This window comes from Halanaerobium saccharolyticum, from assembly GCF_004362045.1.
Classification (GTDB): Bacteria; Bacillota; Halanaerobiia; order Halanaerobiales; family Halanaerobiaceae; genus Halanaerobium; species Halanaerobium saccharolyticum_C.
The window spans coordinates 102,059-126,398 of the sequence record NZ_SNWX01000005.1; the positions used below are offsets into that span (position 1 = coordinate 102,059).

The 24,340-nt window shown below is 34.8% G+C and carries 21 protein-coding genes; 20 read left to right on the forward strand and 1 reads right to left on the reverse strand.

Translation table 11 applies throughout. The features are described 5' to 3' along the window. Window positions 1–51 precede the first annotated feature (51 nt). The 11 genes from DFR79_RS05050 (at window position 52) to DFR79_RS05100 (ending at window position 9,454) form a co-directional block, all read left to right on the forward strand. Complete coding sequence (locus DFR79_RS05050) at window positions 52–1,227, forward strand: radical SAM/SPASM domain-containing protein (protein ID WP_133514419.1); 1,176 nt, start codon at window positions 52–54, stop codon at window positions 1,225–1,227. Further along, complete coding sequence (locus DFR79_RS05055; protein WP_133514420.1) at window positions 1,228–2,220, forward strand: radical SAM/SPASM domain-containing protein; 993 nt, start codon at window positions 1,228–1,230, stop codon at window positions 2,218–2,220. Window positions 2,221–2,326: 106 nt separating this feature from the next. Next, window positions 2,327–2,980, forward strand: a complete 654-nt coding sequence (locus DFR79_RS05060) for a hypothetical protein (protein ID WP_133514421.1) — start codon at window positions 2,327–2,329, stop codon at window positions 2,978–2,980. A gap of 93 nt (window positions 2,981–3,073) precedes the next feature. Then, the gene (gene ahbA / locus DFR79_RS05065) at window positions 3,074–3,547 is read left to right on the forward strand and encodes a siroheme decarboxylase subunit alpha (protein WP_133514422.1); all 474 of its coding nucleotides are present in this window, start codon (window positions 3,074–3,076) and stop codon (window positions 3,545–3,547) included. Further along, window positions 3,534–4,055: a siroheme decarboxylase subunit beta gene (ahbB, locus tag DFR79_RS05070; protein ID WP_133514423.1), complete on the forward strand. Its 522-nt coding sequence runs from the start codon at window positions 3,534–3,536 to the stop codon at window positions 4,053–4,055. The genes ahbA and ahbB overlap by 14 nt, the downstream gene beginning before the upstream one ends. Before the next feature lie 99 nt (window positions 4,056–4,154). Beyond that, window positions 4,155–4,439, forward strand: a complete 285-nt coding sequence (locus DFR79_RS05075; RefSeq protein WP_133514424.1) for a hypothetical protein — start codon at window positions 4,155–4,157, stop codon at window positions 4,437–4,439. A 209-nt stretch (window positions 4,440–4,648) separates the two neighbouring features. Further along, the gene (locus DFR79_RS05080) at window positions 4,649–6,772 is read left to right on the forward strand and encodes an EAL domain-containing protein (protein ID WP_133514425.1); all 2,124 of its coding nucleotides are present in this window, start codon (window positions 4,649–4,651) and stop codon (window positions 6,770–6,772) included. Between the two features lie 38 nt (window positions 6,773–6,810). After that, window positions 6,811–7,254 carry a GNAT family N-acetyltransferase gene (locus tag DFR79_RS05085; RefSeq protein WP_133514426.1) on the forward strand — a complete coding sequence of 148 codons (444 nt, stop codon included), beginning with the start codon at window positions 6,811–6,813 and terminating at the stop codon, window positions 7,252–7,254. Between the two features lie 61 nt (window positions 7,255–7,315). Then, a complete protein-coding gene (locus DFR79_RS05090) occupies window positions 7,316–8,098 on the forward strand; it encodes an inositol monophosphatase family protein (RefSeq protein ID WP_133514427.1) in 783 nt (260 codons plus the stop codon). A 26-nt stretch (window positions 8,099–8,124) separates the two neighbouring features. Further along, window positions 8,125–8,925 (forward strand): fumarylacetoacetate hydrolase family protein, encoded by an 801-nt coding sequence (locus tag DFR79_RS05095; RefSeq protein ID WP_133514428.1) that lies wholly within the window; start codon window positions 8,125–8,127, stop codon window positions 8,923–8,925. Window positions 8,926–8,995: 70 nt separating this feature from the next. After that, entirely contained in the window at window positions 8,996–9,454 is a 459-nt protein-coding gene (locus DFR79_RS05100) for a hypothetical protein (RefSeq protein WP_133514429.1), read from the forward strand. Between the two features lie 111 nt (window positions 9,455–9,565). On the opposite strand, the gene DFR79_RS05105 is transcribed toward DFR79_RS05100, so the two are convergent. After that, window positions 9,566–11,380: a heme NO-binding domain-containing protein gene (locus tag DFR79_RS05105; protein ID WP_133514430.1), complete on the reverse strand. Its 1,815-nt coding sequence runs from the start codon at window positions 11,378–11,380 to the stop codon at window positions 9,566–9,568. Window positions 11,381–11,711: 331 nt separating this feature from the next. On the opposite strand from DFR79_RS05105, the gene phnD reads away from it, so the two are divergent. The 9 genes from phnD (at window position 11,712) to DFR79_RS05150 (ending at window position 24,202) form a co-directional block, all read left to right on the forward strand. Next, window positions 11,712–12,668 (forward strand): phosphate/phosphite/phosphonate ABC transporter substrate-binding protein, encoded by a 957-nt coding sequence (gene phnD, locus DFR79_RS05110; RefSeq protein WP_133514431.1) that lies wholly within the window; start codon window positions 11,712–11,714, stop codon window positions 12,666–12,668. A 150-nt stretch (window positions 12,669–12,818) separates the two neighbouring features. After that, complete coding sequence (gene phnC, locus DFR79_RS05115; protein ID WP_133514432.1) at window positions 12,819–13,667, forward strand: phosphonate ABC transporter ATP-binding protein; 849 nt, start codon at window positions 12,819–12,821, stop codon at window positions 13,665–13,667. Further along, window positions 13,609–14,421 (forward strand): phosphonate ABC transporter, permease protein PhnE, encoded by an 813-nt coding sequence (gene phnE, locus DFR79_RS05120; protein WP_133514433.1) that lies wholly within the window; start codon window positions 13,609–13,611, stop codon window positions 14,419–14,421. The genes phnC and phnE (DFR79_RS05120) overlap by 59 nt, the downstream gene beginning before the upstream one ends. Window positions 14,422–14,449: 28 nt before the next feature. Then, on the forward strand, window positions 14,450–15,250 hold the full coding sequence (gene phnE, locus DFR79_RS05125) for a phosphonate ABC transporter, permease protein PhnE (RefSeq protein ID WP_133514434.1): 801 nt from the start codon (window positions 14,450–14,452) through the stop codon (window positions 15,248–15,250). A gap of 142 nt (window positions 15,251–15,392) precedes the next feature. Then, window positions 15,393–17,873, forward strand: a complete 2,481-nt coding sequence (locus tag DFR79_RS05130; protein ID WP_133514435.1) for a GH39 family glycosyl hydrolase — start codon at window positions 15,393–15,395, stop codon at window positions 17,871–17,873. Window positions 17,874–18,175: 302 nt separating this feature from the next. Continuing rightward, on the forward strand, window positions 18,176–19,654 hold the full coding sequence (locus DFR79_RS05135; protein WP_133514436.1) for an MFS transporter: 1,479 nt from the start codon (window positions 18,176–18,178) through the stop codon (window positions 19,652–19,654). Window positions 19,655–19,769: 115 nt separating this feature from the next. Continuing rightward, window positions 19,770–21,581 carry a beta-glucuronidase gene (gene uidA / locus DFR79_RS05140; protein ID WP_133514437.1) on the forward strand — a complete coding sequence of 604 codons (1,812 nt, stop codon included), beginning with the start codon at window positions 19,770–19,772 and terminating at the stop codon, window positions 21,579–21,581. Between the two features lie 56 nt (window positions 21,582–21,637). Further along, window positions 21,638–22,480: an HAD family hydrolase gene (locus DFR79_RS05145; protein ID WP_133514438.1), complete on the forward strand. Its 843-nt coding sequence runs from the start codon at window positions 21,638–21,640 to the stop codon at window positions 22,478–22,480. A gap of 15 nt (window positions 22,481–22,495) precedes the next feature. Beyond that, window positions 22,496–24,202: a glycoside hydrolase family 3 protein gene (locus tag DFR79_RS05150; RefSeq protein ID WP_133514439.1), complete on the forward strand. Its 1,707-nt coding sequence runs from the start codon at window positions 22,496–22,498 to the stop codon at window positions 24,200–24,202. The last annotated feature ends 138 nt before the right edge of the window (window positions 24,203–24,340 follow it).

Sequence of the window (24,340 nt, forward strand, 5' to 3'; positions counted from 1 at the left end):
TAATATATATAAGTAGTAATAATTATGAAGATACTAATTTAGAGGTGAAATATGTTTAATATAACTAAGATGTTAACAGAATTTAATACTTATGGAGATCAGCTGCGTTATGATAAAGACTGCAGCAAGTCTCCAATTGGTACCCGGCCTGGTCTGGGGCCTGTTGCTGCCTGGAATATTAATTCTCAGTGTAATTTAAACTGCAAACACTGCTATTCAAATTCTACTGCAGCTAAAAAAGACGAAACTTTAAATACTAAAGAGGCCTTTGCTTTAATTGATCAGCTGGCTGATTTTAAAGTTCCGGTCTTATTATTATCAGGTGGAGAACCGCTTTTGCGTCCTGATTTATTTAAATTGATTAAGAAGGCAAAAAGCAGAAATTTACGAGTTGTGATTTCTACAAATGGAACTCTGCTGACAGAAAAAATGGTTCAGGAATTCAAATCACTCGGAGTCAGCTATATCGGGATCAGCCTTGATGGCCTGGAAGCAGTTAATGATCAATTCCGCGGTAAAAAAGGAGCTTTCAATGCTGCTTTAGAGGGTATCCAAAACTGTCAGAAATATGGGCAGAAAGTAGGACTTCGTTTTACCATAAATCAGGAAAATTATCAGCAAATTGATGAGCTTTTTCAGCTGATTGAAGCAGAAAAAATTCCACGCATTTGTTTTTATCATCTGGTTTACTCAGGTCGAGGAGAAAATATTAAAGAAGCTGAATTAAGTGATCAGGATAAAAAGATGACAGTTGATAAAATTATTAACTGGGCTCAGTATTTTATTGACCAGGGAGAGCCCAGAGAAATATTAACAGTTGATAATCATGCTGATGGAGCCTATCTATATTTAAAAACAGAGGAAAATGATCCGGAGCAGGCTGAATATATCTACAGCCAGCTTTTAAAAAGTGGAGGTAACCGCAGCGGCAGTGCTATTGCCAATATTGATCATAAAGGGGATGTTTTTGTAGACCAATTCAGCCGTTTTAGAACACTTGGTAATATTAGAGAGAATAGTTTTTCTGAAATCTGGAAGGATCAGCAGAATGAATTTTTAAATAAGATGAGAAATAGAAAAAAATATCTTAAGGGGCGCTGTGCGGACTGCAGATTTTTAGAAATCTGCAATGGTAATCTGAGAGCTCGTGCTTATGCAGCGGGAGATTTATGGGGAGCAGACCCCGGCTGTTATTTAAACGAGCAGGAAACTGGAGGTAATTTATAGATGAATATCATATCCTGGAATTCTACAAATCAATGTCATTTAAGCTGTCCCCACTGCTATCGTGATGCAGGGAGTGATATGGGGGAAGAATTAAATACTGCTGAAGCCAAAAGAATGCTGGATCAGATAAAAGCTGCCAATTTTCACTTAATGGTTTTTTCTGGTGGTGAACCACTCTTGAGGAATGATATTTTTGAGTTAATGGCCTATGCCTCAGAGATTGGACTGAGGCCGGTGCTGGGAACAGGTGGAGGTTTGATTGATGCTGAGACTGCTCATAAATTAAAAGAGGCCGGTGTTCTGGCAGCCGGTATAAGTTTAGATAGTGTCGATGCTGCAAAACATAATCAATTCCGGGGAGAAGAAGGGCTTTTTGCACGGGTGGAAAACGCATTTGGAGAACTTAAAAAAGTAGGTATTCCTTTTCAGACTCACATGACTGTTATGGATTGGAATCTGGGTGAGTTAGAATCTGTAATAGATTATTCAGCTCAAATTGGAGCCAAAGCAGCTCATATTTTCTTTATGGTCCCCACAGGAAGAGCAGCTTATATAGAAGAGAGTGCGATTTCGAAAAAAGAATATCAGCTGGCTATAGAGAGAATTATGAGAAAATCGGAAGAGGTAGAGATTGAAGTTAAGCCTGTCTGTGCTCCGCAATTTATTGCCACAGCTGACCAGCTTGATATTAACTCCCGTTTTAGAAACGGCTGTCTGGCAGGAGTAAGCTACTGTATTGTCAATCCTGTTGGAGATGTTCAGTCCTGTGCCTATCTTGATCTTAAAGTTGGAAATGTTAAAGAAGAAAGCTTTAAATCTATCTGGGAAAATAATGAAATTTTAAATGAAATGAGAACTCTAGACTGGGAAGGAAAATGCGGCAGCTGCAGATATGGCAGCAGCTGTAGAGGATGTAGAGCCAGAGCTTATTATTACAGCGGTGACTACATGAAAGCAGATCCCTTCTGCTCAATAGAAAACACTGGTCTGTAGTTCTGTGATACATATCATATAAACTCCTTTTTAAAGATGCTATAATTACTTGAGAAGAATAATCAAGTATATTAATAAATCAAGTAATAAAAAAGGAGTTTTGATAATGAGTGCATTTTTAGGTCCAGTCCACATGTGGTTATATAATCAGATTCAGATAGTAGAAAAAAGAGAAGCGAAAATTGTTGAGCAGTTTGCTGACAAGTATTCCCCAGAAGAGGTTAATAATCTAATTTCTTCCTACCGCGATCAGTATGGAGAATTGAAGGAAGATAAGCCGCTGGCAGAATTAATTGCTGGCAGTAACATCCATCCCTGGTTAGAAACTGCAATTAGTAATGCTCAGAGCAGAGAAGCAGCTGCTGCAGCAGCTTTAATTGATAAATATGATGATCAAGATTTACTTTTAAATATTTATGCTGAACAGGCAGAAGAACTTGCAGAAAAGGCTAAAATACGAGATAATGTAGATGAGTTTAATTTAGATGATGCTTTTGAAATTATAAATGAGCATTTTGTAGAAAGAATGCCCTGTGATCGCTTATCAGGAGCTGTTAAAGAAGATAAAAAGATAATCTGGAAACATCAGAGTCGGCTGCATCAGGAATTCTGGCAGCAGACCGATGTTGAGCCGGGGATAATGCACCAGCTTTATTCGAAATGGCTGGAAGTATTTATTGAAAATCTAAACCCATCTCTTGCTCACAAAAGAGAGATAGAAAATGATTATTATAATGATATCTTCTCTAATAAAGCATAAATTATAAATTAGTTTAAAATACTTTAATTGATAATTATTAAGCTCAGTTTAGAAAATCATAAGCTGAGCTTATTTTATTTAGGAGCTGTTTTTATGGAAAAAATTGATAAGAAAATTCTAGATAGACTGCAGATGGGTTTAGAATTAGAAGCTTCACCTTTTCAAAAAATGGCAGCAGAACTGGGAATAGAAGCAGAGAAACTGCTGCAGCGGATTAAAAAACTTAAAAAAGAAGGTTATATTCGTCGACTGGGAGGAGTTTTTAGATCTTCAAGATTGGGTTATAAAAGTACTCTTATAGCCTTAGAAGTGGAGGAAGAAAACTTTTATCAGGTAGCTGAAATTATCAATCAGCACTCAGGTGTAACTCATAATTACCGCAGAGATCATCAATTAAATCTCTGGTTTACCCTCTCAACTGCCAGTGAGCTTGAGCGAGAGAATTTTCTGGCACAAATTAAAGCTTTACCAGGAGTAAAAGAACTTTATCAACTGCCAAAAGAAAAATTTTTTAAGTTAAATGTATTTTTTAAAATGGAAGAGGAAGCCGGTGATGACCATCAATAATATTTCCGATAAAGAATTTGGGGAAATTGTAGATCAGCTTGATAAAAGGATCATTAAGGCTTTAGAAACTGAGATACCTTTGATCTTAAATCCCTATCAGAAAATAGCTGAGGATTTAAATATTGATCGAGCTGAACTGTTAACAAGACTGCAGAAACTTAAAGAAAGAAAAATTTTAAAAAGGATTTCTGCTATTTTACACCACAGGGATTCAGGTTATCAGGCAAATGGAATGTTTGTCTGTCATTTTAGTAAACAGAAAATTGAAGAAGTGGGAAAAGAAATTTCGGAGCTGGAAACAGTAAGCCATTGTTATCAGCGCAGGACTTATCAAAATTGGCCCTATAATTTTTATGCGATGATGCACGGTAAAAATAAAGATGAACTGGAAACAAAGATTGAACAGCTGGTCGAAAAATATGAGATTGAAGATTATCAAGTTTTATATTCAACAGAAGAGTTAAAGAAAACCAGTATGAAGTATTTCGGTTCTAATTTTGACAATTAAAATTAAGATTGATATTATATAGGTACTCTAAGGAAAAACTTTTAAAGGAGAAGTGATATTATCAAGAAAAAATTAGCAGTTTTAAAAGATCTTCTCTCAATGTTTATTACTCAGCACAGAAATCAACTGTCATATATTATTGGTTTTCTTTCGGCCCTGGCTTTTACTCTGATATATACAAATTTTGGAATAGAATTAGGAATTGCTGCTTTATTAGCTGGAATTTTAATATTTGAGATTTTCGATCATTTTTTTGGAGGCAGCCCGGATATTATAGTTATGGGTGTTGATAGTGAAGAAGATATGATGGAAACACTAAAAAAGACGATGTCAGAGGCAATTAAAGAGAAAAACAAGGAAAACTCAAATCAAAAAAATGATTAAGTTTATTAAACAGCCCCTGCGGCTGTTTTTTATATATAAAAAATATAATATTTTAAATTAAATTGGAGTTTAGCCCTTATTTACTTGTAGAAAGTTTTAGTAATCTAACCTGTCAATGGATATAAGTAATTATTTCTGTTATAATTAAATCAGTTAATTCGTATAAAAATTCTCAAATAAACGAATGGATATATAAATAGGAGATAATAATGAAAATACTAAAAGATTTAACTATCCAAAACAAAATATTACTTGGTATTGGGCTTAGCTTTATTTTAGCTATGATTTTTTTGCTGGCAATTATTGTTTTTCAGTTTGGAGATCTTGCGGCTGAAAATCAGAAGCTAATTGAAAAAGAATTATTAGAAAAAGTATATGATAAATATGAGACTCTTGTTAAAAGCAGAGCAGAAATTTTATCTGAGTTTTATCATTTAAGACTTGAAGAAAAAAGTGATAGCGGTGAGGAAGTAACGGAATCAGAGATGAGAACATTGCTGGCAGAACTAAATGATGATATATATATTGAAGATGTTTATTTTTATATCTATGATTTAGAGGGTAATACTGTTTCTTTACCACCAACACAGGCTCTAGAAGGGAAAAATAGGTTTAATTTAGAAATCAATGGTGTTTCGATAATAAAAAATATGATTAGTATTATTCAAAAAGATGGGGGTGGTCGACTGAGCTATCTTTATCATAATCCCCGTAATGGTATGCTGGAAACTAAATATAGTTATGTCCAGAAAATTGAAGGTACTGATATGTTTGTAGGTTCTGGCGGTTATCAGAGCAGCTATTACAGCACTGTAGATAGGCTTCTGGCTAAAATTAATGATATTAGAGATGAGACTATATATCTTCTTTTAATTACCTTTGCTATTATTATTTTAATTATATTTTTAATCATATTTGATATCTCAAAATACATAAATTCAAATTTAAAACAGATTGTTTCAGCATTTAAAAGAGTTGAAAAAGGACAGCTTAATTTTCAACTTAATATTAATAGTAAAGATGAATTTGGCAGTCTCTCAGCCGGCTTTAATCAAATGCTAAAAAGGATTAAAAAACTAACCTATAATGATCCACTGACTGGACTCCCTAATTTAAATTTCCTGGAAAATAATCTTTCTGAAAGTTTAAAGGAAAATATAGAAAACGATAAACAAATTTATTTATTTACCCTGATTACAGACAACATGACTTTAATTAACAGTAATTATGGTTATCAGAAAGGCAATGAAATCCTGCGGGAACTTTATCAGCGGCTGGGCAAAAATTTATCTGAAGAAATGACAATTGCCCGTAAAAGTGAAGAGTTTGTGTTTTACTTTGCCTCTGAAAAAGACAGAGAAGAAATTAAAAAATATGCTGGTGAAATTTTGAATAATCTCTCTGAACCTTACGAAGTTAATAATAATCTAATTTATTTAAAATTGAAACTCGGAATTGCCGTCAATGAAGACCGGGAAAGATGTTCAGAATTAATCAGAAAATCTAGGCTGGCTCTGCATTTTGTTGATGATAAAAATAATATTAAGTTTTTTGATCAAGAAATGATGGGACAACTTTCGGGTAGGTTAAATTTAGAAAGTCAGTTAAGAAAGGCTTTAGTAAAGGAAGAGTTTGAACTTCACTATCAGCCCCAACTTGAAACTAAGACAAATAAAGTTATAGGAGTAGAAGCCTTAATTCGCTGGCAGCATCCAGAAAAAGGGAGAATATCTCCGGCAGAATTTATACCACTGGCTGAGGAAAGTGGAATGATTTTAAGACTGGGAGACTGGGTCTTAAATGAAGCACTACGTCAGCTCAAAATCTGGCATAAAAAAGGCTATGATAATTTAATCACTGCTGTTAATATTGCACCTCAGCAGTTTCAGGAGGATGATTTTGTCTCGAAAATTGATAAATTACTCAAAAAACATCAGCTTGATTCAGAGTATTTGGAGCTTGAGATAACTGAGAGAACAGTAATTAAAGATATAGAATATACTATAGAAATTTTAAACAGTCTTAAGAAGTTAGGTGTCAGGATTTCTATTGATGATTTTGGTACGGGATATTCCTCTCTAGAATATTTAAATCGTTTTGCTCTGGATAAATTAAAAATTGATAAATCTTTTGTTCATAACCGCAGCAATTTAAATATAGTAAAGACAATAATTATGATGGGCAGAAATTTAGATCTGGAGGTAGTAGCCGAAGGTGTAGAGACTAAAGCAGAATTAGAATTTTTAATCAAAAATAGCTGTAATTATTATCAGGGGTATTATTTTTCCAGAGCCAAAAAAAGTGTTGATGTTGAAAAATATTTTAGTAAATAATATATCTTAAAGAGATTTATCTAACAAAGGAGTAGATTATGGAATTAAATATAAGAAGCTTTTCCGAACTGAATAAACAGGAATTATATAAGATTATTGAGGCCAGAATTAATGTTTTTGTGGTGGAACAAAACTGTCCCTATCAGGAATGTGATAATAAGGACCAGGATTCTTTTCACTTATTTTATCTGGATCAAAACAAGATTGCAGCTTATTTAAGAATCATTCCACCCGGAATATCATATCAGGAAGCTTCTATTGGCAGGGTGCTGGTTAAAAAAGAATACAGGCGAGAAGGTTTGGGTTTTAAAATGATGGAGGCTGCTGTTGATTTTATAAAAAATAATTTTGACTCAGAGGCAGTCAGGATTTCTGCCCAGGAATATATACTTAACTTTTATCAGAAATTGGGATTTAAAGTAGTTTCAGATCGCTATTTAGAAGACGATATTCCTCACTATCAAATGATTTGTAAATTGTAATCAGAAAATTTATCTGATAAAATTATATTAAATAGAATTTATAAGTGGAGGTGTTTTTAATTTGATAAGTTTAGTAGATGCAGCAGTTCTGACAAAAGAATGGGCTTTAAATGTTGGGAAAATGCAGAAAGAAAAATTGAAAAAGGAAAGCTTTAAAATTGATACTAAAAGTACATTGACTGATCTTGTAACTGAAATTGATTTATTAAGTGAAGATATGATTAGAGCAAAAATAGAAAAGTATTATCCAGAACATAATATTATGGGAGAAGAATCTGATTACTCTGATAAAAATAGTAAATATACCTGGGTTATTGATCCCCTGGATGGAACCAATAATTATGCCAGTTCATATCCAATTTATTGTGTTTCCATCGCCTTGAAATATGAATCTGAAGTTGTAATGGGGGTTATTTATATCCCAGAATTAGATGAAATCTATTCCGCCATCAAGGGAAAAGGTGCCTATAAATCAGGAACAGTAATTAATATATCTCAAAAAACGGCCTTGAATTCTGCCCTGGTTGCCACAGGTTTTCCCTATGATAAAAAAGATTCTAAAATTGATAATCTGGCTCCTTTTAATAAAATTTTAAAAGAGATAAGGGGTATCAGGCGCTCCGGCAGTGCTGCTTTTGATCTTGTAGCTGTGGCTGGAGGACGGATTGATGCTTTCTGGGAGTTTAAGCTTAAAGAATGGGATTATGCAGCAGGAGAATTACTGGTTAAGGAAGCAGGAGGAGAAGTTTATCAGACAGAGTTAGAGGATGAACCACTTTTTATAGCCGGCAGCAGAGAACTGGCTGCTGAGCTGAGAGAAATTATTGAAAGTATTTATTTATAAAAATATAATAAGCAGGTGAGCAGTAGATGAAAATTATTAGATATCAAATGAATAACGAGATTAAAAGAGGTATTTTAGAAGATGACAGGGTATTCGAATTGGTAGGAGATATTTTTTCTGATTTTTCCAGAGGTAAAAAGACAGCAGATCTGGAAGAGGTTAAACTTTTAGCACCGATTGTGCCGCCCAATATAATAGCTATCGGTTTAAATTACAGACAGCATGCAGTCGAAACCGGGGCAGAAATACCAGAGCGACCGGTGATTTTTTTGAAAGCTACCAGCAGTATAACGGATCCAAATTCAGAGATAACCTTACCAAAACTGGCTCCAGATGAGGTTGATTACGAAGCAGAACTGGCCGTTATTATCGCTAAAGAAGCTAAAAATATTGAAACTGTAGAGGTTGATGAATATATTTTAGGCTATAGCTGTGCCAATGACGTCAGCGCCCGGGACTGTCAGAAAAAATTAGATGAACAGTGGGCCAGAGGAAAATCATTTGACACTTTTTGCCCGCTTGGACCGTGGATTGAAACTGAATTGGATGCTGGAGATTTAGAGATTAAATCTATTTTAAATGAAGAAATTATGCAGCAGTCCAGGACATCGGATATGATTTTTAAGATAGAGCAGCTGATTAGTTATTTATCTCATAATATGACTCTGCTGCCTGGAACAGTTATTTTGACAGGAACTCCAGAAGGAGTTGGATTTGCAAGAGAGGATCAAGTATTTTTAAAAGATGGGGACCAAATTACTATCGAAATTGAAGGGATAGGGAGTCTAGTAAATACAGTTAAAAAAGAAATAAAAAATTCTAATTAAGAGGGTTATTCAAAAAATTTAAAAATCATTTTTTTATTAAATTTATATCAGCTCTTTAGGGAGGTTTATTATGCAGTTTTTCAACCAGAAAACCTTTATTTTATTAATCCCTGTTCTCTTAGCTGTCCTGTATTTTATTATCAGCAGAACAATTTCTGCTGTTAAAAGAAAAAGGGCAGAAGAACTATTTGCAAATTACCACAAAGATAGAATAATTTACTTTAGCAAAGAGGTTAATTTTTTTGGTCAGAAATCAGAAGGTAGAACACAGCTGCGGGGTAATGGTTCCCTGTTATTGACTCCTGATGAACTTCATTTTTTAAAATGGGTCCCCAAAAAGAACATAGTTATTCCTTTAGATAATATTGAAAAAGTTGAGAGGGTTAATTCTTTTCTGGGGAAGAGTAAAAATAGAGAACTATTAAAAGTTGAATTCAGCAATCAGCAGGGAGAAAAAGACTCAGCTGCCTGGCTTCTCGATAATATGCACGCCTGGGAACAGGTAATAAAAGATAATTTGGAAGAATAAAATAAAACCGCTCTTAAAGATTAGAGGCTGGATAAGGCCTGCAGATCCCGGGAGCGGTTTTTATTTGTTTTACTTATCATATTTATTTTTATTTAATTCTATCATATTTTTTTAGACATTGTAACCTTTAAGGTTTTTGCGGAAGTTTTCTGTTAAGTCTTCCATCTGCTCAATGTAACCTGTCATTTCTTTAATCTTTTCAGAGTAATTATTAACACTGGCACTCATTTCTTCACTGGAAGCTGAATTTTCCTGAGCAATTGCGGCCAGATTATTGAAGTTTTCAATGACTTCTCTAATTTTCTTGGTCTCAGTATTTAAGCTGCTGACGATATCTACAACCTGGTCAGTAGCAGATTCAATATCATTGGTGGCACTATTACTTGATTCAGCAACTTCCTCTAGAGCCTGATTGCTTGCCTCAAGATTGGTAAACTGCTCACTAATACTGGAGCTAAGAGTTTCAACATGTTCGGTAAACTCTCCCAGATTTTTTCTGATTGTTTCTACTGCCTGCTGAGATTCTTCCGCCAGTTCTCTTACTTCTTCTGCAACTACTGTAAAACCACGACCATTATCAGAAGAGCGGGCTGCTTCAATTGAAGCATTGAGTGAAAGTAGATTAGTCTGACCTGCAATATCTTCAACTGTATCTACAATTTCCATGATGGTCTCTATTTTTTCCGAAAGCTGTTTTCCTAACTGATTGACATTGGCAAATGCTTCCCTAACTCCACTGATTCTCTGATTAACATCCACAACTGCCTGAGTAGATGAGCGAATATTTGAAACCGCATTTTCTAAGTTTTCACGACTGTCCTGTCCGGCTTCAACCAGTTTTTCAATTTCTTCTACATTCTGATTGACGATATAAGCTGATTCCTCAGTTTCCTGGGCCTGAGCCTGAGCTCCCTGAGCAACTTCATCTACAACGGTTGAAATACTGTCAGAAACTTCTCCCATATCCTCTGCCAGCTCAACAAAATCTTTAGTGAAGTTGTGCATATCATCAGTTCCACCTTTTAAGAAAAGGATGTCCTCTCTCAATTTGGCTTTTATCTGACGTAGTTTATTAAACAGTCTTTCAAAATCATCAGCAGTTTTAAGTCTATTTTCATCATCTAAATTAAGTGCTTCTATTTTACTTAACTCATTATCAATTGCCTTAACTGGAGACATTAAAAGTCTGCTGATTAAAGCTAATACAATACCCAGTCCGGCAGCTGCACCCAGATTAATTGTCCAACCGGCTGAAAACTGAGGTAGAGATGTTAAGGCAAAGCTTAAAACAAAAGCAGTAAGCCCCATCTTAGCAGGAATACTTTTGAATATGCCCAGTCCTATAATTTTGGAGAATATGTATTTTTTTTCATTTCTAAACGATTTTTCAAAGCTAATATGAATGGTTAAGTAATCTCTACCATCATCTAATGTTCCTCTGTCAATTTCTTCAACTTCAATTGGAGTTTTAAAAAAAGAAGAACTACCCTCTAAAAGCCCTAAAAAGTAATCGTACATTCCTCTTTCAGACTTATAAGTCATTTCTATTTGATGATCATTTAATTCTTTGGCCCGCAGGCGTGGGGGATTGGCTCCTGGAATCATTTCTGTTAACTGCAGATGTACTGTATCCATCAGCATTAAAAAGTTTTTTAAAGTACGATTGCTGAAATACGAGGGAAACCAGTTTGAAAAAGTTTCAATATTTTTCCTCCCCATATCATGCCAGATTTCTCCAGGTTTTTTACCTACCTCCTGGCCTACATATTTCATTAAATCCTTTGTTTTTTGATCTTCAATTGTTGTCATTGGTGTGATGATTAAATCTTCTTTAAATCCTGCCTTCTTTTTTGCACTGCTGACTACTTCTTCTCCATAAGTTTTGGTAAGAGTTTTTAGCCAGGTTGAAACGACTGTTCCCTTCATATACTTCCCTCCAGTAATAATTTTAATTTCTAAGTTTCAATAAAAAATTTTATGTTTTTATTTAAAAACAGATTTCATATAAAAATAGCTCAATAAATTAAGCTATATTAATAATAATTCGTGGTTAAGTAATAAATACCTTCTTTAAAATGAAAAAATGTTAGGTACCAACGTTAGGTACCAGGTACAGAAGAAATAATTCACAAAACACTTAACGTTCTCTTAACAATTAGTTACAATTTTTTAACAATTCAGAAATACTCTCGTAACTTTGATGTGTCATTATATTAATTGCAAGAGGAAAACAAAAATCACTTGGAGGTAATAATTAATGAAAAAATATGGAGTAGTTGTGACAGTACTAATTTTTTCAGTTTTTCTTTTCAGTGGATTTGTGATGGCAGCCGAAATGAACTTTGGTGACCTGGGAGAAGAATTTGTGGACTATGATGGTGATTTAGTTGCTGACCTACCTGCAGATGAATCAAAGTGGATTAATCCTGATACACTGATTTTTTCCTATACACCTGTCGAAGAGCCTTCAGTCTATAAGAAGGCCTGGTCAGACTTTTTAGATCATCTGGCTGAAGTGACTGGTAAAGAAGTTATGTTTTATGCAGTTGAAAACTATGCCGCTCAGTTGGAAGCTTTAAGAGCAGGAAGAATTCATATTGCGGGTATTAATACTGGTAGTGTTCCTTATGCAGTAAATACTGCAGGAGTTAAACCTTTTGCAATGATGGCAGCTGAAGACGGAAGTTTTGGTTATGAAATGGAAATTATAACTCAACAGGATAGCAAACTTGAAGGTTTAGAAGACTTAAAGGGTAAAACAGTTGCTTTTGTATCTCAAACATCTAACTCTGGTTTCAAAGCTCCATCTGCAATTTTAAAATCCGAAATGGATTATGAAGCTGGTGAAGACTATCAGACAACATTTAGCGGCCGTCATGATAACTCGATTATGGGTGTTTATAATGGTGACTACGAAGCTGCTGCTATTGCCAATTCTGTAATGCACAGAATGGCTGACAGTGGGGTAATTGATATGTCAAAGATTAAAACAATTTATAAGTCTCAAACTTTCCCGACAACTGCTTACTCTTATGTAAATAATCTGCATCCTGGACTGGCTCAGAAAATAAAAAAGGCTTTCTTTACTTTTGACTGGGCAGGAACAAGTTTAGCAGCAGAATTTGAAGATGATAAATTTATTCCAATTGATTATAAAACATACTGGGAAGTTATTAGGAAAATTGACAAAGCTAATGGAGTTGAATATAAGTAGAAATTACTGACTTTAAATTGAAATAGATTGTCTTAATAATGCTGGGGTGGCAGAAGCGGTTAAAAGAGCCGCTTTTGCTTTTAAGAATAGTACCGGGTACCTGGAAAAAATATCCAGGTACCCGGTACCTATATAGAGAGGTGAAGTTAAATGCTTAAAATTAATAATTTGCATAAAGAATACCCTGGGGGAGATTTAGCTCTTCAGGGAGTCAATATTGAATTAAAAAAAGGTGAAATTGCAGCAGTGATCGGTCCATCAGGAGCAGGAAAGTCTACTTTAATTCGCTGCATTAACCGTCTGGTTGAGTCAACAGCAGGAGAAATAATTTTACAAGATCAGAATATTAATAATCTTAATAAAAAAGAATTAAAAAATGCCAGAAGAAAAATGGGTATGATTTTTCAGGAATATGCCCTGGTTGAAAGATTAACTGTTATGGAAAATGTTCTCTCAGGTAGACTGGGATATTTATCTTTCTGGAGAGCCTGGCTGCGCAAATTCCCCCAAAAAGACATTAATCAGGCTTATCAGATTTTGGATAGGCTGGGTTTAAAAGATCATGTTTATAAACGATCAGACCATCTATCAGGGGGACAGAGACAGCGGGTTGGAATTGCAAGGGCCCTGATGCAGAATCCAGATCTACTTTTAGTTGATGAGCCAACAGCCAGCCTTGATCCCAAAACAGCTCGTCAGATTATGCGTTTAATTACGGAAATGGCCCGGGAAAGGGAACTTGCTGCTTTAATAAATATTCACGATGTACTTTTAGCAAGAGAGTACGTAAGTAGAATTATTGGAATGAGAAAAGGAAAGATTGTTTTTGACGGCAGTCCAGCAGATTTAAATAAAGATACTTTAACCACAATTTATGGAGAAGAGGACTGGAATAACTTTAAGAATAAAGATCAAGAAAATTTAACATCTGAAGGAGGTAATGACCTTGCTGACAGAGAGCAGCGGAAATTACAGCTGGCAGCGTCCTCATCTAATTAAGAATAAAAATAAACGAAAAATAATTTATTTACTTGTTCTAGCTTATTTAATTTTTACTTTTATTTCTCTAAGAGTTGATCCTCAGAGAATTTTACTTGGTTTAAGCAGGAGTCAAAAATATTTTGGAGATTTTTTAAGACCGGATTTTATCTCCCGCTGGGATTCGATTGTCGATGGGATTTTAGAAAGTCTGACGATGACTTATGTGGCAACTGTATTTGGTATAATTATTTCCATCCCATTTGCTTTTGGAGCAGCAGAGAATATATCTCCAAAACCGATTTATTATTTTTCACGAGCAGTGATAGTCATCTCAAGGAGTTTTCAGGAAGTAGTTATTGCAATCTTTTTTGTGGTAGTTATTGGTTTTGGTCCAATGGCAGGAGTTTTAACCTTAACTTTCAGCAGTATCGGCTTTCTGGCAAAATTACTGGCAGAAGAAATTGAAGATATTGATTGGACTCAGGTGGAAGCTGTTAAAGCTACCGGGGCTTCCTGGCCGCAGTTGATGACTTATTCTATTTTACCTCAGATTTTACCCCGTTTTATTGGTCTGTCAGTTTATAGATTAGATATTAATTTTAGAGCTTCTGCTGTAATTGGAGTAGTAGGTGCAGGAGGAATTGGTACAACTTTAAATGCAGCCTTTGACCGTTATGAATTTGACTCTGCTTCTGCCATATTAATTGTGATGATTGCGATTGTACTCCTGGGAGAATTGTTTTCTTCTTTTATTAGAACAAAGATAAAATAATGGTTATTAAATAGAAAGGAGTTTTATAATGTCTAAAAAAGATTATGACTGGCAGTTAAAAGGCACACGCAGGATTTTAAAAGAAATTTTGTTCTGGACAGCCGGTATCTGGCTTTTTATTTACTGCTGGAATATTATCTCGGCTCGAACTATCTGGCCCTTTGTTTATGATGGGGCTGAACAGGGGTCAAAATTGCTAATGAGAATGTTTCCTCCAAATTGGCCTTATTTTATAGATCTTTTAAGACCAATCTGGGATACAATAACTATTGCCACCCTGGGAACACTGGCTGCTGTATTATTTTCACTATTTGTAGCTTTTTTGGCTGCAGAAAATACTTCACCCCACTCACTTTTAAGACAGCTGGCTCTTCTGATAATTGTAACTTCCCGCTCAGTAAGTTCTTTGATCTGGGCGATAATATTGGTGATAATTCTGGGACCAGGAGTGCTGGCAGGAATAATTGCTATTTCTTTGAGATCGGTTGGATTTGTCTCAAAATTGCTTTATGAGAGTATAGAGGAAATTGATAAAAAACAGGTAGAAGCAGTTAAAGCTACTGGATCTTCTAAATTTTCAACTTTAATTTATTCGGTTGTACCTCAGGTTTTTCCTTCATTTGTAGGAACAGCGGTGTATAGATGGGATATTAATATTCGCGAATCAACAGTTGTTGGTTTAGTAGGGGCTGGTGGAATCGGATTACAGTTAAATGAAGCTATTTTAGGGCTTAAATGGCCTGATGCAATTATAATTTTTATGATGATTTTATCATTAGTATTATTTTCTGAATTATTTTCAGCTAAAATTAGAAAAGTTCTTATTTAGATCCACCTACACCTACCGTTTATGAAACCAAAATCTGGAAGCGTAAACGGTAGTTACATTGTTTTTATACATTTTTATCTTCAGATGGTATAATGATATCGAGATTGATATCATTCAATAAAACATTTGAGGAGTTATAACTATGATTTGTGAAAATGTAGATTTCAAATTTGGACTGCCACTAAATATTTCGTTGAATTCTCTAAATCAAAAAAAGAAATTTAATCGCAGTTTTAAGTTAATCTGGATTTTAGAAGGAAGAATAACTTATGAAAATAGTAATTTAAATACAGAATCAGCCAATGAAATTAGCTTAGAAGCAGGAGAAATGCAGATAATAAATAGTTATAATCCTTTTAGGCTCCTAAAGAAATCTGAGGATTGTAAGTTTCTTGTTTTTGATTTCAAGTATAATTATTTAAATAATTTTTCTTTTGATTTTGATAAGAAAATATATAACTTGAATACTGATTCTAATTTTAATGAATTTAAATATTTGGCAGCCATAGTGGCTAAAGTTTATTTTAGATTGGACTATCAGCTGGCAGAAAAAATAAAAACCAGGCTAGACAAATTACTGATAGAATTAAATAAGAATTACTGTGTTTATAATCAGCGCCAGGATGATTTTTATAATAAACAGAAAGGCAATATAGTGATTAAAGTAATTGAAAAACTGGAAACACAATTTGCAGAAAATTTAACCTTAAAAGAAATAGCAGAGGAGTTTCATTATAATAGTTCTTATTTATCAGAGAAGTTTAAGAGTTTAACAGGAGTTAATTTTAAAAGTTACCTGGATCGGCTGCGGCTGGAGAAAATTTTGGCTGAGCTTTTGTATACAAATAAAAATATTAGTCAAATTGCACTGGAATCAGGTTTTAAAAATATAAAGAGTTTTTATCGGGTTTTTAATCAGCAGTTTAAGCAGAGTCCAGTTGAATTAAAGAATAATTACCCAGAACTAAAAAAGGAAAAGTTAATTAATGAATTTGGTGATCTTAGTTATTTTACTGCTTATCTGGAAAATATAATTAATACTTATCAAAATCAGAAGAAGAAAAGGAAAAAAGAATTAAAAAGGGAAGTAATTGTAGACTCAAAAGGTGAAAATAAATTACTTAAGCCGGTCTGGCAAAAATTGATTAATGCCGGAACTGCCCAGAGTATCTTAGATTCCAATCTTCGAAAACAGATTAAAGAACTGCAGCAGGAAATAGGATTTGAGTATTTGCGTTTTGAAGGCATCTTTAATGATGACCTGGAAGTTTGTAAGGGTGATAGTCTAAAAAATATTCATTATAACTGGAAACTGGTAGATAATATATTTGATTTTATCTTAGAAAATAATTTCAAACCTTTTATTACTTTAAGTTTTATGCCAGAATTGCTGGCCAGCAAGGATAAGACAATATTTTATTATCAGGCTAACTTTTCTCCTCCAGAAGATATTAATGCCTGGCTTGATTTGATTGATGCTTTTATCATTCATTTAATTAACAGATATGGAATTGAAGAAATAAAAGAGTGGTATTTTCAGGTCTGGACAGAATTTCCACATCGGGGATTTCACTGGGCAGGAACAGAGGCGGAGTATTTTGAATTTTATGCTCAAACCGCCAGAAAGATTAAGGAGATTTCTAACTCACTTAAAGTTGGCCCGGCTTCTGAAACTTTTTTTGATGAAAATTTTATTTCTCAAAAATTCATGGAATACACTGAGCTGAACGATATTGCTGTAGATTTTTATAATATTAATCTTTATCATAACTCAGTCCCGATTATCGAAGAAGATGTAGATTTAAGTCATTTTTATAAGGAAAGTACCCTGGAAAATATTAAGTTCAAATTCAAAGAAAAGGATTATTCAATTAAGATATCTCAGAAAATAAATAATTTACTGGAAGAATATTATCCGGAAGCAGAATTAATTGCAACTCGCTGGAATGTCAGCTGGAACGCAAAAGAGTTGATACATGATACTGCCTTTCTGGCTGATTTTATAATTGATAATGCTTTAAAACTTCAGGATTATTTAGATGGGTTGGGCTATTTAAACCTATCAGATTTGATATCAGAATGGCCGATTAACGAATTACCTTTTTTCGGCGGCAGAGGTTTGATGAATACAGAAGGAATTAAAAAATCCGGTTATTATGCTTATCTTATACTTTCAGAGCTGGGAGATGAAATTATTGATCAGGGAAAAAATCATATAATTACCTGTAAAGGAGACGATGTTCAAATTTTATTATATAATTATGCTTATTTAAACCAGAGTTATCGTAATGGCGATTACAGTATAATTGATGAATATAATAGATATCAGGTATTTAAGAATAAGGATCCCTTAAAATTTAAATTTGAATTGCTGGGACTTAAGGGAAAATATAAGTTAAGCCACTATCTTTTAAATAGAGATTCTGGTTCAGCTTTTGATCAGTGGTTGGAAATGGGAGCACCGCCAGATCTAACAAATCATGAAATTAAATATTTGAAAAATAAATCCTTTCCTGATCTAAAAATTAAATTTTTAGATTTAGATGGAGAATATAATATAGAAGCAGAATTGGACAGTCATGAGATTGAATTTTATCTGCTAAGAAAACAATTCCAAATTTAATTAAAAAATAAAATATTTTACTTTTTAATTTTCATACCCAAAGAAAAGGCACTATATTTTATCTTTTCTTTGGGTTTTATTTTTGTTTCAGCAATTTCTTTAGATTTGACTGTGATTTTATTCTATAAATCCAAAGGAATCGAGACGAAATAAAATTCAAATTATTTTATACTATTAATATAGTAATAATTATAAGAGTTAGTTAAATCTAACATAAGTCCGATAAGAAATTTATTTTTGTAGTTCAGCTCAATCCGGAAGGGCCGAACTAAATTCATTTTAAAAATTAGGAGGACTTATTAATGTTAAACAAACCAGATCAAAAAGAGATTAAACAGAAAAGGAAGAAGCTCAAAGAAAAAGGGAAGTATCACAACGCAGAAAAATGGCAGATTGCTTTTTTCGCTCTAAATAATACTGCAACCAACACAGCTTTTGTACTAATAATGTATTATGCATTTTTTACTCAGAATGTTCTTGGGCTTTCGGCAGCAATTGTTGGTGGAATAGCAACTGCGATGAGAATGTTTGATGGTTTTACCGATCCAGTTATTGGCTTTATACTTGATAAGACTGATACTAAATTTGGTAAGTATCGTCCCTTTATGTTAGCTGGTAATATTATTTTAGTAGTTATGATTATAGCACTGTTTAATGTTCCACCGGAATGGTCAGCACAGACTAAATACATTGTCACAGCTTTATTATATGGTTTGGCAATCATTGGTTATACTTTTCAGACTTCCTGTACTAAAGGGGCACAGGCTGCACTGACAAATGACCCGGCTCAGAGACCACTATTTACTTTTTTCGATGCAATTTATAATACCCTACTTTTTGCAGGTGCTACCTGGTTTATCATGACTTATATGGCACCCAAATATGCTCAAAATGTTAATGATCCTGCTTTATGGTCCACAGTTTCAGTTATCTTTATGGCTGCTTCTTTTGTAATGACAGTTTTAGCAATTATCGGTATCTGGTCTAAAGATAGAACAGAATATTTTGGCCTGGCAGAAAATGCGGTAGAAATTAAATTTAAAGATGCCTGGGAGGTTCTTAAAAATAATAGACCCTTACAGATGTTAATTGTAGCAGCATCAACTGATAAGCTTGCTTTAACCGCCCGCCGAGCTGGATTTGTATATTTCTTCTCCAATATTTTATATAATACCGCTCTGCAGGGAACTTTTTCAGTCTGGGTTATGGCTCCAGCTATTTTAGTAACTTATCTTGGAGTTAAATATGCAGAGAAAGTGGGACTTAAAAATGCATTTGTCAAACTGACCTGGATGGGAACAGCTTTAATTGTAGTTTTACTGGTAATTACTCCAATGCTGGCAGAAGGTGAGTTAACAACAGGAGTTTTAATCTTATTAGTAGTTTTAGGAGCTCAGTATTCTGTAAGTCAGCTGGCTGGAAATATTGTTATTCCAATGATTGCAGACTGTACTGATTATGAATCCTGCCGTTCAGGTAGATTCATGTCCGGGTTTATCGGTACTATTTTCTCATTTGTTGATAAAATGATTTCATCTTTAGGAACTGTAATTATTGGTTTCAGTATAGCTTTAGCCGGCTATGGTGGTCAAAAAATTCCACCTAACTCTCCAGTTAGTCAGAGTCTGGAAATTGCAATTTTATTTATTGTTTTTGGTCTGCCTTTAATTGGTCATGTGGCTTCCTTAATTGCTATGAAATTTTATCCACTTGATGCAGAAAAAATGGCAGAGATTCAGGATGAGATTGAGGAAAAAAAGTCGGTTAGTTCACCGGCCTAAAGTTAATAAATAGGGTAATAAGGAGATATTCAAATAGGGCTTCTCTAAAAGATTATTAGAGGAGCTCTGATAGTATAAACGATTTGAAATTAAAAAATAAATGGAGTGATAATCAATGGAATCACAATTTTTATATCCTGCAGAATCACCAACTCGTCAGGTTGTTGATTTATCAGGGATTTGGAAGTTTAAAGTCGATTTTGATGGAAAAGGTAGAGAAGAGGGCTGGCAGAATGGTTTAACTGATTTTAGTGAAGTTCCAGTGCCTTCAAGCTATAATGATTTATTTACAGATAAAGATATTAGAGAACATGTAGGTGATGTCTGGTATCAGACAGAATTTTATCTGGCAGAAGAATGGCAGCAGAAAAATGTTAATCTCCGCTTTGGCAGTGCAACCCACCGAGCTGAAGTCTGGCTGAATGGCGAAAAAATTGCTGAACACGAAGGAGGTTATATGCCTTTTGGAGCAGTCATCAATGAAGCTGCTGACTTTGGAGCTAAAAACACCCTGGTTGTAGTTGTCAATAATGAATTGGATTTAACAACCATTCCTACAGGTCAGGTAAAAGAATATGATGACGGCAAAAAAAGACTATTTCCTTACTTTGATTTCTTTAATTACGCTGGAATTCATTCTGCAGTTAAACTTCAAATTCTGCCAAAAGACTATATTTATGATATAACAACAGTTACTGATTTTGAAGGTGAAACTGGTTTTGTAGAATATGAAATTGAAAGCAGTTCCCATTCTGAAATAAAAGTTGAATTAAAGGATCTTGACGGAAAAGTAGTTGCTCAAAATTCCGGTGCAGAGGGTAAACTGGAAGTTGAAAATGTAAAACTCTGGCAGCCTGGAGAAGGATATTTATATAATCTGGAAGTAAGCCTTTTAAGTGCAGGTGAGCTGGTTGATAATTATCCACTCCCAGTAGGAATTAGAAGAGTTGAGGTAAAAGGAAATCGCTTTTTAATCAATGATGAGCCTTTCTACTTTAAAGGTTTTGGTAAACATCAGGATAGTGAGATCAATGGCCGTGGCTTTGATCCATCAGTAATGATCAGAGATGCTGAGCTTTTAGACTGGATTGGAGCTAATTCAGTTCGTACTTCTCACTACCCTTATGATGAAGAATTTTATCGGATGTGTGACCGCCGCGGAGTAGTAGTAATTGACGAGACTCCAGCTGTAGGACTTTTCGATATGAATATGAACTTCCTGGCAGCTGGAACCGGTGAAGAATCTGATTTCTTTGATAAAGAAATTGTCCACGAGCAGACTAAGGAAAACCACAAAAGAGAGATTAGGCGTTTAATGAAGCGAGATAAAAACCATGCTTCTGTTGTCATGTGGTGTCTGGCCAATGAACCGGACAGTGCTCAGGAGAGAGCCGAGGAGTATTTTGAAGAAATTTTCTCCTATGCCAGAGACCTTGATCCTCAGGCAAGACCACTTACCTTTACTAATTTAATGACAGCACAATACGGCAAATGTAATGCAGCTCAATTTGCAGATGTAATTTCCCTTAACCGCTATTATGGCTGGTACTTAATGGGAGGAGCAGAGTTAAGATATTCTCAGAAGAATTTCGAAGAGGAACTTGCCGGCTGGGAAAAAGAAGGAAAGCCGATTGTGATGACCGAATATGGTGCAGATACTAAGGCAGGTATTCATAAACTACCTTCAGTCCAGTGGTCAGAAGAATATCAGAATGAATATTTAGAACTGCAGCATAAAGTATTTGATAACTGTGATTCTATAGTCGGAGAACAGATGTGGAACTTTGCCGATTTCCAGACTGTAGAGGGAATACTAAGAGTAAATGGTAACAAAAAGGGTGCCTTTACCAGAGACAGACAGCCCAAGATGGCAGCTCATCTTTTAAAGCAGAGATGGGAAAAACTACCGAATGATTATAAAGGCTAAGCTATAGTGAAAATATTCTTTTGAACCAGGTCCAAATAAATTGAGTGGGTGAAAAAATGACTACTATTGCTAATTTTGTTAAGGAAAAAGAATTTCTGATCTGCATTGACTCCGATGGTTCAGCAATTGATACCATGACTGAAAAACATAAAAAGGCATTTGGACCTCAGGCAGTTAATGTCTGGAAATTGGAAGAGATAAAAGCTGATTTTTTACAAAAGTGGGATAAGGTTAATCTTTATTCACACACCAGAGGAATAAACCGCTTTCAGGGACTTATTAAAACTTTTAATGAGCTAAAAGCAGAAGGTTATGAACTGCCTGAAATTGATCAAATAGAGAAATGGACGGAAGAAAGCAGCGAATTATCCAATCCCGCCCTGAGCAGAGAAATTGAAAATAACGAAAATAACCAGCAGCTTAAATTAGCTCTCAATTGGAGCAGGCAGGTTAATCAGGAGATTTCAAAACTGGAAAAAGATTCGACAAAAGTTTTTGCAGGAGTTAAAAAAATACTGGCTGAAATCTCAACTAAAGCAGATCTAGCAGTTGTTTCTTCTGCTAATCAGGAAGCACTTTTAGATGAATGGGAGAGTTATGATTTAAAACAATATGTTAAAGTGATTTTGGGCCAGGAAGCCGGAACTAAAGCAGATAATATTAAGGATTTAAAGGCAAAGGGTTATGAAAACAATAAAATATTAATGATTGGTGATGCTCCTGGAGATTTACGAGCAGCTCAGAAAAATAATGTTTTATTTTATCCAATTATCCCCTGTGAGGAAGCTGAATCCTGGCTGAAATTTGCTAAAAAGGCAGCGGCAAAGTTTTTCAGTGGAGATTATCAGGGGAATTATGAAGAAAATCTGATTAAAAAATTTAATTTTATTTTAAAGTAAAAAACGGAGGTAATTATGGTAGATTTAAAAGCAAAGCCTTTTTATTTAAATGATGAGGATATTAACTGGGTTAAGGATACAATTTCAGAAATGTCACTGGAAGAAAAAATCGGCCAGCTCTTTATCACCAGAATTCACGGTGACTTAGCTGATCCGGAAAATGCAGAAATTGTAAAAAAGTATCATGTTGGTGGAATCAGATATGCCAGCAAAAGTTCTAATGAAGTTTATAATTTTATAAAAGAGATGCAGGCAGCCAGTAAAATTCCACTGCTGGCAGCAGCTAACTGTGATAATGGTGGAGATGGTGCTTCTACAGACGGAACATTTATTGCCAGTGGTGCAATGACTGAGGCCTCAGAATCAGAAGAGGTAGCCTATAATGCTGGTCTGGTCAGCGGTCGGGAGGAAGCAGCTCTGGGCGTTAACTGGAACTTTGATCCCTCAGTTGATATTTTATATAACTGGCGGAATACAATAGTCAACACCAGGGCCTATGGAAATACACCGGAAAAGGTAATTAAATATACCTCAGCCTACCTTGAGGGATTAAAAGACAGTGAAGTTGCTGAGATCGCAACCTGTGTTAAGCATTTTCCCGGTGATGGAGTTGAAGAAAGAGATCAGCATTTAGTTTTAGGAATAAATGATTTTGAGCCTAAAAAGTGGGATCAGACTTTTGGTAAGGTATATAAACACCACATCGATAATGGTTTGATGAGTATTATGGCCGGCCATATTGCAATGCCGGAATATTCTAAACAGCTGAACCCAGAATTAAGTGAGCAGGAGATAATGCCGGCAACCTTAGCACCTGAATTATTAAATAATCTGCTGCGAGATAAACTGGGCTTTAATGGTCTGGTAGTCACAGATGCCTCCCATATGTTGGGAATGACAGCTGCCATGCCGAGGAAAGATTATGTACCGGGGGCGATTGCTGCCGGCTGTGATATGTTTTTATTTTTTAATGATAAGGAAGAAGATTTTCAGTTTATGCTGGAAGGATATAAAAATGGTGTAATTACAGATCAGCGCTTAAATGAAGCCCTTGAGAGAATTTTAGGTCTCAAGGCAGCTATCAAACTGCATCAGAAAGCGGAATTAGATGAATTAATGCCTTCAGAAGAAAAACTTGATTTAATCGGACAGGATGAGCACCATGAGATGGCTGCAGATGCTGCAGATAAAGGAATTACTCTGGTCAAAGATAGTTTAGATCAGCTGCCGATAACCCCGGAAACTCATCCAAGAGTCAAATTATATTATCTTTATGGAGAACTGGGAGGAATTTATAACAGTGACACTTCTTCCAGAGATAGAGTAATTGAAGAACTGGAAAAGGCAGGATTTGAGGTTGATCTAAATGAAGGTGACGGCAGAGAAAAGGGTAAGATAATGGAATATCGAGATAAATATGATGCAGCCTTTGTCTTTGCTGATGTTAGAGGTTATGCTCAGCAGAACAATTATCGGATTAAGTGGAAAGCACCGATGGCAAATGAAGTACCCTGGTATGCTGCCGAAATTCCAACAGTATTTGTATCCTTAAATTATACCAACCACTTTATTGATGTTCCAATGGTCAAAACATTTATCAATTCCCATGGAAATACCAGTGAAGTCATCAGACAGACCATCGAAAAAATTATGGGTAAATCTGAATTTAAAGGTTCTTATAACGAAAATGTCTGGTGTGATATTTGGGAGGCAAAAAGATAGATCGTTGTTTTTTGTATTTTGTTTTGGTACCGGGTACTTGGAAATTTTTTCCAAGTACCCGGTACCAACATTAAATTAATATAAATTAAGTAAAAGGCCTTACAATCTTCTTATTTGTAGGGTCTTTAACTTTTTAAT